Here is a 16,703-nt window from a genome sequence, read left to right as displayed (position 1 = left end):
TGAATTAAGTCGAAGTGACGTCATCCTGAACGCAGTGAAGGATCTCCTGAATGGGGCAGTATGCCCAACTCTGGAGCTCTCTCTCTTTGTTCGAGATGACGTAGAACAGTAATTCACTGAAACCTGACATCCAAACGGACAAGATACTCCAGGTTGCAAACAACCGAACCAGTTTGTTATAATTGCCCATTTTAAATACTACAAGGCTCAACTATGATCACTGTAATTTTTTCTTTAGGTCAATTTATTTCATCAGATTTAAAAAAATTAAAAGACTCTTTTCAAACATCTCTTGCTCAGGAACACAAAGAAGTCGATGGAGAAACGGTATGGAACTGGATTACTCCTTATTTACCCCGCCTGAGACTCGCCAAAATATCTCTAGAGGAACTTTGTCAGGAATTCAATACTCATTTTTCATCATCACTAACATTTGCAGAATTTAAAAAGAACTTTAACTCGATGTCCCAGGTCGATGCAAATTCACTCCATCGAATTGAACAATTCCGTGATTATTTAAGTGAACATCCTGATGTTCGCTTTTTAATCGTATCTCATACCAATACATCACACTTCGATTTCATCATGGACCAATTGGAACCGGTACTTCCCAATTGTCGCTCCGGTGTTATTAATAATCAAAGTACCGCTGACCTGGACTCTCAGATGCTGTTTGCTACATCCATGTATTCTCAATGCGAAAAACATCCTGATACCTTGCAACGCGCTATAACCCAATTGGAAATCGATTTAGATCAACCGATCATATCTTTTTTAAACACCGTACAAGAGTTAAAGGATGCTGCTGATTTTACCTATATTCAAGCCGATGCCGTTCTCAATACTGATAAAGTAATTGAGCAATTGGATGAGCGTCAGCGCTGTGGAGTATCATTGGGTTTTTAAACATGTTGAACGCCCAAATACAGTCCGGATTATGTGGGTGTTTTTTAGTTTTTGAAATCTAATCCTGAGTCTCGTTTTTATAAAATACCTGTAAGACTATGTCCTTCAAAGACATTGTCTTACAGGTATTTTTCTTGATAGAAACCTAATCTGCTCAAAATACTGACCGGTTTGAAGCCAAGATTATATGTATTGGAACAATACCCAATAAATCCTTGAATTAGGCTTTAAAATCCAAAATGCAAAGAAACACTAGCTATCTCAGGACCTAGTTTGAAGACTCATCATGTCCTTAACACTGAATCATTTATCCTGGGATTATTAGGTTTTTTCTCTCCCAAAACCAAAATGCCTCAACCGCTAGCCATCTTTGAAGCTGAATTAGAACATCTGGCAGCACGAAACGTTCCAGAACAAGCCGCTTCGGCACTATCGCTATGATACACAATAAGGCTTGATATGGCAGGCTAAATAATGAACAAATAAATTAAATTTAGACTAAACTATAATTATTACCAGTTTGTATGAGTATTCAATATGGGTACTAATCGTAAGAACAGGTCAGTTGTTAGCGTTAAGGCTGCTTTTGATGCAGCGAAAGTTACTGATGTAGTGGATGCGTTTAAACACATTTGCAATCAAACTGAAGAGTATTTACCTGTTGCCGGCCCTTTACCCAAAAATACCTACACTTATCAATTAGAGTTTCTTACACAAAAATTGCTGAGTATGGAACGTTTTTACATTAAAAATTCGGATGGGGAATATCAAATAATTTTTGACGATGGAACCCAACTGGATCTTACAAAAATCCTTGCTCATGCCAACTTCGAGCAACTGGAATTTAAACTCCCGGATTTTCAACAATATGAACAATACATTTATAATCACTCTCAATACAAACCGGATATAGAAAATGTTTTTCCGAGTGAAGAACAATTCAGAGCAAATGATAAAACAGGTGCGCTACGAGAATTGAATTATGCCGAAATGATGGCTATTAATCTGTATACCACTCAGGACTACTATAAAAATATAAATGCGTTCACCCGAGGTACTTATACTTTTGAAGATCGGCCAGAATGGATTAGAGATGTTATTCTGCATACAGTAATGAGTGCTAGTGGCCTGGCTAAAGCTCAGGAAGTAACGATACCTGGATCGTTTCGCTATGAAAGTGTTTATAGCGAAGAAGCACTTAAACAGCGTATTGATCTCGCCGAGTCGGGCGGTATCAGCATAGAGCGAAATTTCATCAGCTCAGCAGAAATACCCGCGGAACGGTTTGTGGATAAAATTGCAATTACCTATACTGATGTGAAAGGAAAATGCATTGCTCCCCTGTCGGCCTATCCTCAAGAACGTGAATTTTTAATTCCACCAACACAAATGCAGTGGAAAAACCACACACAAGAAGGGGATACGCATTACTTTCATGCAAGCCCGGTAGTTGACTTACAGAAGGTACATGAAGAAGCTTTGGAAATGACGTCACTAGAGATGCAAACCAATTATCAGTTAATGTTTTTGAGTAACCATGTACTCATGTTGCGAAAGCAGCTTGAATCATTGGATTCTGACATTCAGGAAGCTCTGGAACCCAAGCTTGCGGAAATGGAACAATGGATTAATGAACATGGAATCGCATTAGGAGAAGGAACCATTAGCAGCGAGGAGGTATCTCAATCACTCGATGGAATATGGAACCAGCTCAGTGAGGTGAGCGAGGAAGCACAGATCCTTCAGAATAAGCAGTTCATTCAGGAAAACGCCGTAGATACTGCTTACAGTTCCGGCGATTTTAAGACAAAACTGTCTGAGATAAAGCAAGAGGCTGAACCCGATCACGATCAGGAATATAATTTTAAACTTTAAGTCCTTAAAAAATATTCGCGCCATCAACATTAGGGTGTGTTGACAATTCATCAATTTATTCTCAACGTCCCGCGACCTGTTCGCGGGATCCAGAGATCGAGTATCATTACTGAACCTAGAAGGAATTGCCTCATTTCTCTTCTGTTCAATAACCAACCAGGTCATTAACATTTCATATAACCACTATTAATTTTTAAGCGTTCACTCAAAAAATTGAAATTGCTACCATGATTCTTGTTTTTACATGATGTAAAAATATTCTGAGCATTACTCATTCAATTCAGTACTGCAAAAAATAATCTTCAAAAGGATTTACGGCATGCCCAATATAGCAAAACGTACATTAAAATTTACTCAAGGCTTAGGTTACTGCACTTTAACTGCTGGAGCAGGTATAGGAACACTTATTTTGGCAACAGCAACCTGTGGTCTCGCCATGACTGGCGTTGGAATTCCCTTGGCATTTGTCACTGGAGTTGGAGCTGGTGGGTGTGGTTATGGAACAGTATTTTTTGCTAAAAAAACGGGACATAAATTTGTTCGCGCTTTTGAGGAGGGTGAGCATCATCACCATCATGGCAATCATGACGTAAGTTATGGTTTTACAGCAGTCGACGTTCATACATTTACTGGAAGTAATGCAGCAGATGCTTTAAAAAAAAATAATACCTCAAAAAGTACCAGCGCCAATGATGATCAATTACGAACTATCACAGAACCTCAAGTGCACAAACCACTGTTTAGTGTTCCTGTTACCGAAACAGCACCGACAGCTCAGATTATAGGAGATACTTCTCCAACCATAGATCCAAATTATGAAAATTCTACAGTTAGCCCGGCCGCATAAACTAAAATTTAACTCGAGATTTCAATTAATCTCGAGTTTCTACAATTTCATAAATCAATATCATTATCAATTCAGGCCCCTATTCAAGATGTTATAGTCTGTTTTACTTATTCTTTAGCTGTTTCCCATAAAGCCACATAGGCTCCCGTAGGATCAGCGATCACCGCCAATTTGCCCATCTCGCCAACGGGAGTAATTTCTTTTATTTCTTTAGCCCCATGATGAATTGCAGACTCCAGAGACTTTTTAATATCATCAACCAGAATATAAGACATCCAATGAGGTGGAATTTGTTCCCGCATTTCATTAGGTATTTGCCAAATTCCCGCGATGTCCGTTTCTTTTGAGGTAACAATGGTATAGGTCATAGTGCCTGCATCAACCTCTCTAAATTCCCAGTCAAATACTCGATGATAAAAATTCTTGGCTAGCGTCAAATTGGATGTCGCTAATTCATTCCAACAAAACTGTCCTGGCTTAATCATGATGATTTCCTTATATAAATTATGAACTCGCTTGATTGAATTCAATGTGACTGAAACAATAAAAATGCAATAACAATTGCCCCCTATTCTGCAGTATCACTTGGGTTTTGATTCAATTCATCATAACGATTTGAAGAATGGATTTTGAATCGATTTGTTCCTTCTGCCTTAATTTGATTCAATGCTAATTCAGCTAATTTAATCAAAGTTTGAATGTCATTACCGTTATGTGGATACATGCTGACTCCAACGTTTACTGACAAATGAATCACATGATCTTTGATTTGAACCGGCATTATCACTTCCTTTATCAACCGTTCAACAATAGAAACAAGCAGAGCAGTTGACGGTACATTGGCAAGCATGACCACAAATTCATCCCCGCCTATACGTGCTAAAATATCACCTCGACGTAAATTCGCTGTCAATTTAGAGGCTAAATGAATCAATAACTTATCCCCCACATCCTGTCCTAAATCCTCATTAATGGATTTAAAATGATCGACATCAAGAAGAATTAAAGCCACCGTGCCTTGAGTACGAGCAATTTGTTTTACCGTGATTTGGAAGAGTTCATACAACATATTGCGATTGGCAAGTCCTGTTAACAGATCATGGGTCACTTCATAGAAAATCCTGCCATTTTCAAGTGAGGTCATGGTTTGAGTCATTAATAAATGCAAACTGTTCAGATGCTCGAGTGTAAATGCACTACTCATGTTCATATGTTCCAGATAGAGTATTCTGGAACATTGGCCTTTGTAAAATAACGGCATCATTAAAAGGGCTTTAGGATTTTTTTCGATTACATAGACATCCTGACTGGATAGTTCTGATTGAGAAGCATCCTTTAAAATAATGGGTTGTTGCGTTCGATCAACATAATTCAGGATTGATTTTGGATAAACCTGTGGTGTATCAGCAGCTACCAGACCATTAAGAAAGACGGTCTGGTGCACCAGATTTCCTTCTGCTTCAACAATCCATTGCTCTTCAACTTTCGTTAAAATAACACAACGTTCAGCAGCAGTTAACTCCAATACGATGACCAAAAGTTTTTGTAATAGGTGATCCAGGCGAATTTCACCGGAGATTAACCGGGAGAATTTTAAAATGGCCAACATATCCAGGCTTTTTGTAGATGCGAGAGGATAAGGAGCATTCGATACAACGGATTCATAGCTCGAACTGTAATAATTAAGTAATAAGGTTGGATAAGCTTCCTCCAACAACTTGACTTTGGTTAAAGCCCCCCAGTCTTTATAATATCGATGTGCATTTCGCAAATAAAATTTGGCCACTCTATCGATCTTAATATCAAGACAATGAATAGCAGCCCGTTCACTGGCTATCGCTGCAATCAGAATCAGTCCACGGGAAAGAGCCAATTTTATTGACTCTTCATAAAGTGCAAGAGATTTTTCCTCATGATTATCCAAACGAGCTAATTCACTCGCCATAAGCAGTGAATAAATTTTATAATTATCAGGACACCAGGAGGCATATTTATCAATAAAAAGTGCCAATCGTTTTAATTTTTTTAAATAGAATTTACTCTGAGTTTTTGGCAAGTTTGGAAAATAAGAAAAAAGAGCAAGAGCAAAAAAGAATTTCCCATCTAAATGACTGACTAAGCCCTTATCGTATTCAGCATAAACCTCATGCTGTTCACCCGATTGAACTGCATCTTCATATTTACCCAATAAAAAATTCATGCGCGTCAATGTACTATAAAAAAAGCTTAACTCCGTTTTACTCTTTCCATGTTTTATTTCTTCTTCAAATAAAACAGATTTATCGATTGTGGCAAGTTCGGAATCTTCCAGGCATTGCACGGAATACTCCCAAAATTTTGCCACTGTGATAAAATCTGAAATTTTAACTCGATTCATAAACAACAAAGCCGAACCAATATTCTTTTTTACTTCTTCCAAATGATTACCAGCCGATAGGGAATGAAGAACCAACAATAATTTACTGTAATTGCTGTAAACCAAATCACCTACATCACAACATAATCTGAAGGCTTTATTGACTGTACTAGTACACTGTTCAAACGAGGTTTGATAAGGCTCTATAAAGGTACCTAAGATAAACTGATTTTTTCCTTCAAAATCCGATGCACCATACTCCTGCTTCAAACGGTCGTATAAACGAACAAAAGATATAGCTTCATCATATAAATTAAGTGAATGCATGATAATAAATGCATAAACAGGAATAGACATCGAAGTACTTTCGGTATATCCGTATTTCAGACTCAGGCTGATATTTTTACAGGTTAAAACAACAAAGAGTTTTTGATTGATGATAAACGCGCTATTTAATAATTGGGTAATTAAATCGACAATTGCTTTTTGTTGTAAATCACTCATTGGCGGTAAATAGAGTTCCTCAATTTTAGTATGTCTTAACTGGAATTTAATTTTATAAATAGCAATTAATATGTGCAGTACGTTCGGTTTCTCAGGAATTTTAATATTGAATTGACGTAATGCCGTCAAACCCATCTGCAAGGCCTCAGTATGTTTGCCTAAAATAGAGAACATTTCTATTTTCAATCGATATACTTCAAGACTGTCTGTCGCGCATCTTGAATGATTTAAAAGCTCGGAAAAATAAAGATCAGCAGTTATAAAGTCACCGAGCAGATATTTGCAAACAGCACACTCCTTATACAACTGAAAAGTCAGAGTGTACTTTTTACTCCAATTAACCGGCTCCAAAAATTCAACACCTGCGGATAAATGCTCATTTGCCGCATCATATGCCGATTCCATTTTCGCTTTTTGACCTGCCCAAAAATTATATTTAGCCAATGCATGTCGTTCTTCAATATCTTCAACTAAAGTGATGCTTTGGTTAAAATGTTTCAGCACACTGAATAGACGTTCATCATGCTCTTCCAACGGTTTTTGTTTTAATAACAATCGACCTATTTTTAAATGAATGGCAGGCCTATCCTGTGGTTCAATGAAGTCATATGCTGCCTGTTGAATTCGGTCATGGGCAAATCGATAATGTAAATTACCAAGATCCAAATCCGAAACTGTTTCATTTAACCCTACCAAGCCCAGTGTTTTATATGATTCTTCCAGAGGAATGATTAAATTGGCATTGATTGCCTGCCACAATTGTTCGGCAGTATTACTGGCAGATTGACCATTTGTAATAAGGAGCGTTTTTAAATCAAATTGATGACCAAAACAGGAAGCTAATTTTAAAGTGTCCTGACTGGGTTTTGAAAGCAGATGAATTTTGGCTGTTATCAGATTAATTACATTATCATCTGCACTTTGATGTTTGATCTCTTCTAAATTCCACTCCCAAATACCCTGATCATAAGAAAAAGTAAGCAAATGCTGCTGATAGATAAGCTTTAAAAATTCATTGATAAAAAAAGGATTGCCTTGTGTTTTTTCATAAACGCATTCAGCCAGACTCTGAATTCGTTCAGATGAACCAGCTAATGCATCCTGTAATAATTGTTGAACATTTCTTAAATTTAATGGCTGCAATGTTAATGTGGTGAACGGCACATGGCTCGTGCTTAAATGATTTAAACTGAGTTGCAGGGGATGATTCGCATTAATTTCATTATCCCGATAAGCCCCGATAATCAACAAATATTGAGTTTCTCTATCTTGTAATAAATTTTCTATAAAACCAAGAGATGAATTATCCGCCCATTGTAAATCATCAAGAAAAATCACTAGTGGATGTTCGACTTTTGCAAACACACGCACAAAATTTTGAAACGCCAGATTAAACCGGGTTTGTGCATCTACAGGATTTAACTGAGGTACGGCAGGTTGTTCACCAATAATCAATTCCACCTCAGGAATGACATCGATTACAACCTGACCAATGTTTCCCAATGAATGCAACAATTGATTTTTTAATATTTCGAGTGTTCCCTCTTGTTCTGCTAAAACCTGCTTAACCAGATTTTGAAACGCTGTTACAATGGCGCTGTAAGGCATACTCCTTCGTAACTGATCATATTTACCCTGTATGAAATATCCACGGTGCTCTATTATTGGCTTATATACTTCCCTGACTATAGAAGTTTTTCCTATGCCTGAATAACCGGCAATCAATATGATTTCAGAAGTAGCCTGACTTACCCTTTTAAAGGCATCAATTAATTGTTTTACTTCGTGTTCACGACCGTATAAATTGCGCGAGATACTCAAATGATCTCTGATGTCTTTAGTTCCTAGCGCGTATTCTGTGACATTTCGTTTCACCACCCACTGTTTATAACAATCCACAATATCTGACTTTATGCCTATAAAACTTGAATATCGATCTTCTGGCATTTTTTCCAATAATTTATCAATAATTGCTGCCAGCATTTTGGGTATATTTCGCCGGACAGCCAATACAGATAGTGGTTTTTTAGTGATATGGCTTTCAATTAACTCCTGGCTGTTGCTGGTTTGAAATGGCAATTGATTCGTCAGCATTTCATAGAATGTGACACCAAGCGAATAAAAATCTGTTCGATAATCTACTGGTCGATTAATTCGTCCGGTTTGTTCAGGAGAAATATAGGCGAGTCCCTCTACAAATTTATCCAAGTTCGAATAATCAAATGATTCTTCAGATAATTTAGTAGAAGCGCTCAAATCGATTAATTTAAGGGTTAAATGTTGGGTATCTATAATGATATTTGATGGCCGTATTTCCTTATGAATAATATTCCTCTGATGCAACTCACCGATAATATCAACCAATTGTAATGCCAGATCGAAAAAATCACCGATTTCCAGGGTATTTTCCATTAAATAAGAACTTAACAACTGCCCTTCTACATGTTCAAGAATCAAAACGGGAGCAGGAGTATTTTGTAAAAAATCATAGGCTTTAATAATTGGAGGGGCATTAATTGTTTTTAACAAATGAAATTCATGCTGCAAAATGGCCAGATTTTCTGAAGAGGTATAGTTATTATTAGGAATTTTTAATAATACCTTACACTTATCTTTTAGTCTCAAAGCATGATAGGTGTCGATATTATGATTATGCCTCATTTTATCGTGTAGTTCATATCCCAATACAGTAATCATTTACATCCCTGCTTGAGGTTGATCGTAAGTCCTGTCCTATGTCTTATCGATCGGAATATCTGATAGCATTAATTATAGACCAAATAGAACGGCCTATTCTTGAGTGCACAGTATGAACGAATTGAAATGGTGAGACCTTTACAGCATTTTTTTAATCAACTCGAATTAAGTATGAAATGCAATTAATAAGCTAAAATTAAATAAAGAGACCTCTTTGAAAGGACTAAGTTCCTCATGAAAAACCACAAAAATATCGCCGAAAACATCAGATCATCCGAGAATGGCACGAATAAGCATAAAAAAATAACCGTATTAGTTATTGTACTGATCAGCATCGCATTATTATGTTTTAATTAAATGCGCTGTAATTAGATTTTATCTCTTTGTATTAATAATAAAAAATGTCATATTTATGGAAGAGTTCAAGTTTTGTGTCATTCATAATACAACTGTCTCTTAAAAAAACATGGCGTTCTTAATTTTACCTTAATCTCTCCTACCTATAATATACAAATATGAATTTCAGGTAGGTTGATATGACTCATTTCAAAGATGATTTATCTCGAATATTTCAAAAATATCCGTTTTTACACATAGATAAATCAGGTGAGCTCACCATTATTGTTCCATTAACCGGTGCGCAAAAAATTACCGAGAATATATCGAAAGATACTAATAGAACAATGGCTCTTCATATATTTGGCGATAATACCTGTAAAGCAGATCTGGAACGAAGAAAATTCTTCCAAGGAACACAAAGATCTACCTCCAATATATTTAAAATCCAATTCCCCAATTTGATTAAGGAATTGAATCAATTAAGCTCTGATCCCGAACTCTTACCCAAAGATCACAAGTTTCTGCTCACAATAATAGATAACCTAAAAGTACTATGTGAACAGGTCGATACTTTTCAAACGGGCAATCCTGGTTATGAAGAAATGAAATCTGACCTTGAGCACAGGGAAGATCTGTTGGTTGCCAAAGGAGAATTTATTGTTAAAGTCAGGCCGGATAGCGCCAGGCCCTTAAATCTACCTAATATTATGAGTCTTACAAACCCTGGTGAACTGTCAACCCGAAAACTAGTACCCAAGGTAAACATCAATGAGTATCTTAATGCATTGTCCCAAATCAAAGCACCTGTCAAAAAAAACAGGAGTGCGCTTATCCCCAAAGCCATAGCACAAATACCCGATACCCGGGAGTATTTAAACCGATCTGATAATAAAAGTCCAAAAGAATTGTTTCTAAAAATATACCAATACTTGCAAAAAAAAGACAGCACCCTGGCAGATCAATCATTTGATGTATTTGAAAACATGGAAGAGAATTTCGCTTATCTCTGCGAAATAGATGATGATTTTAATCAGTGGAGTGATGATGAAATACTCAACGCCGTAGATTCAGTCTTTAATAATGCGGACATACTTAAAGAATCAACCCAAATCGAGCAAAAATCATTTGAAGCCATTTACCAGAATGCAGTAGCTCAATATGAAGAAAGACATTTGGATCCACAAAAAATTCGGGAAGATAAAAAATTAACCTATCAATTATTCATATTACAAACGTTTCTCTATCTGTGTACCGTGGAGCTCAGATTAAAAAATAAAGAAATTGCAAAGTCTTTTATCCATCTCATTCAAGATACGTATCAATTAAATAAGCTCATAGTCACTCTATGTACCGATGAAAAAGAATTCAGCAAAATCATGTCAAAAGAGTTTCAACTCTCTGCTGAAGAATATCAGTCAATCCTTGATGCAACCTTTGAAATCTCTATTCATCATTTGGAAGCAGACCATTATGACGAATTACGTGTAGCATGTGTCGCTGAAACCGTTCACGATTCAAATTACCTGATCATGGGTGGGCGTCTTTGCTGGAGTATGGTACCCATCACAGAAGACAGTAATCTAAACAGTCCAGAACAGCAAAAACAAGCCTCTGCGTTACATTTTGAAACCTTTTATAAAAACCGTGACGCCTACATGCAACGCTCTGTCGCATTTAAAGAAGTCAGGATATTACTCGATAAAACTTTGAAGGATGAATTAGAACAAAATACCTTAACGAACCTGATTCACGAGCTTTCAAACAACCAGTCAATACAACTTTTAACCGAAACGATCACCAATAAAAAATACGCGCAGACTGAACTATTAATTGAACACAGCAATTTAAAGTGCTCCTATAAAGCCATTACTCCTGCTCTAAAACAAAGCCCCATACCTACAAAGATAATTCAACTGTTCTTCAAAAAAAATCCTGAATTTGCCCAATATATTGAAGGGGCAGATTTGATTAAGGCCGTCCAGAGTGGCGATTTACAACTGATCAAACTCATTCTCTTGCACAGACCGGAATTGCTTGAACATGAAGATAACATGAAACAAACAGCCTTTCTTTGGGCATGCAGAACTGGACAGATTGAAGCAGCTGCTTTTTTAATGACCGCAGGCGCCAATATTCATTCCAGAACGGTTGTTCCACTAAATTATATTTATGAAACGGGAGAAATACCTTTTGGAGGCAGATCTGCTCGTCAATGGGCTGAACACTTAAGTACAAAAGATCCCCAAAAGGCAGCAATGTTTAAAACACTGTTTGCTAATTACTATCAACAATTGGAACATCAACTTATAACCAATCCAGCTTACAGAGAGCATTTTACCAAAAATCATATTACTCAGGCGATAGAGCACGGGGATTTGAATTTAATTAACCTTGTATTCAAACATCGCCCAGATTTAAAAAAGGATTTTAGTGATGAAGATTTAATTCGTGCGCAACACCAATTAGAACAAAACAATCTGCGTGAGCAAGTACTTCCCTATCAGGAACAATTTAATGCCAAACTAGAACAACTGCAAGTAAAAACAATGCAACTTGTCCAAAAAAGCGGTGGCAATGATGAGTTATGCCAGACACTTTACAAACTGAACATTAAATTAAACAAGGCAAGAAACCAGTTTTTTAATTATGAAATTACAGCAGAATCATTTAAAAGATTTCATGAAAAGTGCAAACAAGCACTTCAGAATGCCAGACCAATACTGGCTCAACACCGTGGCTGGCATAATTTCCCTGTATTCATCAGAGCAATTTTAGGGGTCATTTCAGCATTAACTGTTCTACCAGCATTAGCGATACAATGTACAGCACCCAATGGATTTAAAGGTACTTTTTTTGATAAGAAAGAAGCCATAAAAACCGATTCGGCTAAAAAACTGGATCAATTTGATTCGGATCTGGAGTCATTAAATTCTGAAATGAACAGCCAATTTAGTAAATAAATCCGAGTATAATGAATCGCCATTAATTCAGAACGAATCCTTCGCGAGGAGTCATCAATTTAAGGCGTCGCAAGGACATCAAACTCAGAACACTAATTAAACTGAGCAACATCAGAAACGAATCTACTCGCTCAATTCCCATCACACTCGTTATAAAGCTGAATAACGCAGAGCAGTTAAATTGACAAAACAAGGTGAGCGCCAAAGCCATAGCCATGTGCTGGGGAAATGGTCGAACAACTGATGCAGCAGCTGAGGCTACGATAAATCCTGTACCAAAATAATAGGCCATCATAGGAATAACGAAACTGAGTATTATATTCTCTGAACTGAGTGAAAATAACCACATGAAACATGCAGATAAAGCAAATAGACGGACGCCCAGGGTGGTCAACTGCACACTATGATAATAACTGACCAATAGACCACAGCATGCCGTACCTAATAGATGCATAATGGCCATAGTCGTTTTAATAGCTCCATATTCCGTACTGGTAAATTGAGCTCCTTTGATTAGTATAAAAGAAGCGCTGGTATTAAATGCAGATTCTCCAGCCATCATCAAAGCTGAGATCACTAAATAGCTGACAAAAACGGGATGACTAAAAACGGATAGCAGGCTCTTTTTCAATCCCGGAGGCAATAAATTGTGAGGTTTTGTTTCGACTAATCGCCCACTTAAGGGTAATAATAACAAGCCATAAGCAGCAATGAATAACAGAGCGACTCGCCAATTCCAGTACGTGTTTATTAGACCCCCAAACAAAGGAAGAAAACATATAAATACACCTGCCAAGGTAAATAACCAAGCAAAATATCGAGTGGCATTTTGCTCATTCTGAGTATCATTAATCATAGCCCTCCCCATTAACAAGGTTGCTCCGACACCTACACCTTGAAAAAAACGGCATATAAAAAGAAGATAAATTGAATCACTGAATGAGGCGATAAAGTTACTGCAAATAAACAATATCAATCCGCCAATCAATACCGGTTTTCTGCCGTAATAATCGGAGACAAGCCCCCACAAAACCATACTCAGTGCTTTCCCCAAGAGAAACAGGCTAACAGTCAGTTGCGCGATATTGGCTCCTACCGAGAAATAATCTGCCAATGCTGGCAAGGATGGAGTAAGAAAATGAATGTCCATATTTCCAAGAAACCAGGTCAATAATACCATTAATAAAGCACTCTTTTTCATGATGTCGCATCACCGTATAAATGAGATACATCCTTGATTTTTATAGGATACATCACGTGATATGCCAGTACCAAAACAGCAAAAAGCCCATACAGTGCAGCAATGACCAGAAAAATTAACGGATAGGAAATACAGCCAGCTAACAATCCTCCCAATAACAATCCAATAAGGTTGCCTGTTTTGGCAAATGAATTGGCTATTCCCAAAGCATAACCAGGCAGTACATTCCGATCCGAGCACAAAGCAAACAACGCTGGTAATAAAGCAGCGAGGACAACGCCCCAGAGTATTCGAAGCACAACAAAAATAGCGAAATTGCTTGTAAAAGCCTGCAGCAACATCAGGGACAGGCCCAACACACTGTAACGAATCAGAAACAGATTCACCTGCTCCGGATAATTACGACACCGATCAAACTGGCGGCCACACCATTCCGAACTACATAACATTCCAGCTGCTGGCATTGAGTACAGCAAACCAATCATCATTAAATTATCAGGAAAATAACCATTCAAATAGAGAGTAAAACCGGGATCTGGTAAAAACTTGGCAATTTGAGTCAACGAAATTAATACACACAGAAAATAAAAAATACTCCTGGAACCTGAAGACGATGATGCTTTGGGTATGCTTTGGCGCACATTATTTTTACTTGAAGGAGGTAAGCGAATTTGCATCATAAGAGTTATAAATAAACAGATAAGGCTTGCTGCGCCATATAAGCCTTGATAATCGGTAAACGCTAATGCTACGCCCCCAATAAAACCAGCAAGCGCTGTAGCCATTGCTTTTGTTGATTGTAATCGGGACAACTGTCTGCCTTTACTCTGCCAATCACAAATACTTACCGCATAGGTTTGCATGGCGATAATAAAACCTGCAAATGCACCCTGCAGGATTCGAATCACTAATATCCACGTTACAGAATCAACAAAGATCATACTCGCCTGAGTCACTACCAAAGCCCAGGAAGCACGCATAAGCATCGGCTTATACCCATAACGATCAGCGGCCATACCCCAGACAGGCGCTACTAAAATATTGGCTATCATAGGCAGGAGTAAACACAAGGTGCTGTAGAACACAACATGCTCCATAGGCGCATTACTTTGAGATGCAATGAGCAGAGGTAAAAATGGATTAGTCATTTCCAAAGCCAATATCATAAAAAACTGACCCAATAGAATGGTGCCCTGAACTGACTTAGTCATTGAACGTACTCAAAGGATTATCCAGAGTAAAATACTTCGGCTCATCCTGATCCTGATTCAGTCTCATGGTCAACAGGCTTTTATGTTGCCAAGGCCTGCTCAATAATTGCTGATAATGCCAACGATAGGCAGTCGGATGAATATCCCCTCTGTAATGCTCTAATAATCCTTTTAATACGGTTCTCACCTGAAGCCAGAGTTGATCGATAGGATAATCATAAGCAGCATTTAAAGTAGTTATCCAGTAAGTTAAATTACTTAAAAGATTTCCGTGGATAAAGGTTTGAGACAGACTGTTCAACTCAGAACAAGTAATCGTAGACTCAGGATGCAAAACTGGTTTCGTTGTTTCTTGATACAGTTCATGATAACAAACTTTTATTCCGCCCAAATCTCTGATTACCACCCCTACAGGTCGATTATTTTGAATCATAATGAGCGTATTTTGTTGATGAGCTTCCAGAGCGATCCCGTAACGTAGTAATAAATACAATTGTCCCGCTAGAACGGTATGACAATATTCAGAAAAGTACGCTCTGGGATTTAATGTACTGCTTTGAATTATTTCAATTAACAAGGGGACCTGACTAATGGGTGATAAAGCAAACAATGCGGCCAAAGGGACCAAGAACTGCTGTTCCTTCGTGTGTTGCAGAGGATTTTCACGTATCAACATAGCCACATGCTTTCTATTCTGAGCGGGAATTGATTGATCTGCAACATTAATCCCGGCTAAATCCCTGGCAATAAATAAAGCACCACCAAAGTTTTGATGCTGCGTCAGTAAATCACTGAGCCATGTTGAAAGCACTGAAGAATTATATACTGACGCAGGTGATACGGTTCGCATTGCGGAAGTCGTATGCACACCCACTGCCAATTTCAGATGCGGTTTATTATGTTCTAAAGGCATCATTGTGCGAAATGACATTGATGGTCTGGTTTTTTGGATATCAGGGATGATAACGAATTGCCTGGACTCAATTAAAGAAGAACAAAGCGTTTTTAATTGATGATTCCATTGCCAGGGATGAACAGGTAAAGGCAAATAATCATCCGGATCCTGGTGCATGGACAGCAGCGCCTGATTCCAATATTGATATTCTTGCGCAAAATGTTGAGCGAACAATAATCGGTAGCTTAGTTCATCTATTGAGGTGAAAGCCAAAGAACGATGGATGGCGGCCCAATGAATACTGACCTGGGTGTTAAACTCAGGTGAATAGTGCAGGACCTCATTAGAGCTAAAGCCCTTTTTAACTCGAAAATTTGGATGATAGGGATGGCCTGTACAGCCCCACTGTTCTAAAAACATCATCACTTCCTGTCGATCATGATGCTCAATTAACCAGGCCCATAATGTAGAGTAATTCTTTGCTTCTGTTTTTATCGACTGTTGCCAATGATGCTTATAGACGAGGGCTAAAGCCTGATTTATTATGCTCTCTTCCAGCTCCTGCTCCAAACCGTGCCATCGATTAAACAGATACAATGGATTGAGTGTTTTTTGATGATTTTTAAGCAGATTAAGATAGTGATGAATAGAGCATAAAGTAGTGTTACTCTCAATTAAGTGCTCACTAATCGCAGCATGCTGTAATCTGGAAAAACAGTCTTGATAAGCTGTTTCGATGAACTCATCAAGTTCTTTTGGGGAACAATGCAGACCGTTTTCAATGATTAAGCGATGCACGGGATGATTTACTTCTTGAGAACTAGTACTATTTACTTTCATTGAATCTACTTATTAAAAATCAGAATTAAGCACAATATAAATGATAATGATTCTCATTTGCAACAAATAAAT

10 protein-coding genes are annotated in these 16,703 nt (G+C 37.7%); 5 read left to right on the top strand and 5 right to left on the bottom strand.

The window, feature by feature from the left end:
• The first annotated feature begins 213 nt into the window (after nucleotides 1-213).
• The 4 genes from IZU94_RS00505 (at nucleotide 214) to IZU94_RS00490 (ending at nucleotide 3,628) form a co-directional block, all read left to right on the top strand.
• Nucleotides 214-906, top strand: a complete 693-nt coding sequence (locus IZU94_RS00505; protein ID WP_203107330.1) for a hypothetical protein — start codon at nucleotides 214-216, stop codon at nucleotides 904-906.
• A gap of 273 nt (nucleotides 907-1,179) precedes the next feature.
• Nucleotides 1,180-1,347 carry a hypothetical protein gene (locus tag IZU94_RS00500; RefSeq protein WP_203107328.1) on the top strand — a complete coding sequence of 56 codons (168 nt, stop codon included), beginning with the start codon at nucleotides 1,180-1,182 and terminating at the stop codon, nucleotides 1,345-1,347.
• Between the two features lie 96 nt (nucleotides 1,348-1,443).
• Nucleotides 1,444-2,781: a hypothetical protein gene (locus IZU94_RS00495; RefSeq protein WP_203107326.1), complete on the top strand. Its 1,338-nt coding sequence runs from the start codon at nucleotides 1,444-1,446 to the stop codon at nucleotides 2,779-2,781.
• A 319-nt stretch (nucleotides 2,782-3,100) separates the two neighbouring features.
• Nucleotides 3,101-3,628, top strand: a complete 528-nt coding sequence (locus IZU94_RS00490) for a hypothetical protein (RefSeq protein ID WP_203107324.1) — start codon at nucleotides 3,101-3,103, stop codon at nucleotides 3,626-3,628.
• 107 nt (nucleotides 3,629-3,735) lie between these two features.
• Here the strand turns inward: IZU94_RS00490 and IZU94_RS00485 are convergent, their stop codons facing one another.
• Nucleotides 3,736-4,113: a VOC family protein gene (locus IZU94_RS00485; protein ID WP_203107322.1), complete on the bottom strand. Its 378-nt coding sequence runs from the start codon at nucleotides 4,111-4,113 to the stop codon at nucleotides 3,736-3,738.
• Nucleotides 4,114-4,196: 83 nt separating this feature from the next.
• Nucleotides 4,197-9,185, bottom strand: a complete 4,989-nt coding sequence (locus IZU94_RS00480) for a diguanylate cyclase domain-containing protein (RefSeq protein ID WP_203107320.1) — start codon at nucleotides 9,183-9,185, stop codon at nucleotides 4,197-4,199.
• A gap of 536 nt (nucleotides 9,186-9,721) precedes the next feature.
• Here IZU94_RS00480 and ankF point away from each other — a divergent pair.
• The gene (gene ankF / locus IZU94_RS00475) at nucleotides 9,722-12,484 is read left to right on the top strand and encodes a Dot/Icm T4SS effector AnkF/LegA14/Ceg31 (protein WP_203107318.1); all 2,763 of its coding nucleotides are present in this window, start codon (nucleotides 9,722-9,724) and stop codon (nucleotides 12,482-12,484) included.
• 22 nt (nucleotides 12,485-12,506) lie between these two features.
• On the opposite strand, the gene IZU94_RS00470 is transcribed toward ankF, so the two are convergent.
• The 3 genes from IZU94_RS00470 to IZU94_RS00460 are packed head-to-tail and all read right to left on the bottom strand — an operon-like array spanning nucleotide 12,507 to nucleotide 16,631.
• Nucleotides 12,507-13,685 (bottom strand): MFS transporter, encoded by a 1,179-nt coding sequence (locus IZU94_RS00470; RefSeq protein ID WP_203107316.1) that lies wholly within the window; start codon nucleotides 13,683-13,685, stop codon nucleotides 12,507-12,509.
• Complete coding sequence (locus tag IZU94_RS00465; protein WP_203107314.1) at nucleotides 13,682-14,896, bottom strand: MFS transporter; 1,215 nt, start codon at nucleotides 14,894-14,896, stop codon at nucleotides 13,682-13,684. Before IZU94_RS00465 ends, IZU94_RS00470 begins: the two co-directional genes overlap by 4 nt.
• Complete coding sequence (locus IZU94_RS00460) at nucleotides 14,889-16,631, bottom strand: IucA/IucC family protein (RefSeq protein WP_203107312.1); 1,743 nt, start codon at nucleotides 16,629-16,631, stop codon at nucleotides 14,889-14,891. The genes IZU94_RS00465 and IZU94_RS00460 overlap by 8 nt, the downstream gene beginning before the upstream one ends.
• Between the last annotated feature and the right edge of the window lie 72 nt (nucleotides 16,632-16,703).

Origin of the sequence: Legionella bononiensis (assembly GCF_016786215.1) — a bacterium.
GTDB lineage: Bacteria > Pseudomonadota > Gammaproteobacteria > Legionellales > Legionellaceae > Legionella > Legionella bononiensis.
Note: the sequence above shows the minus strand (reverse complement) of the source record. Positions and strands in the feature narration are given on the sequence as shown.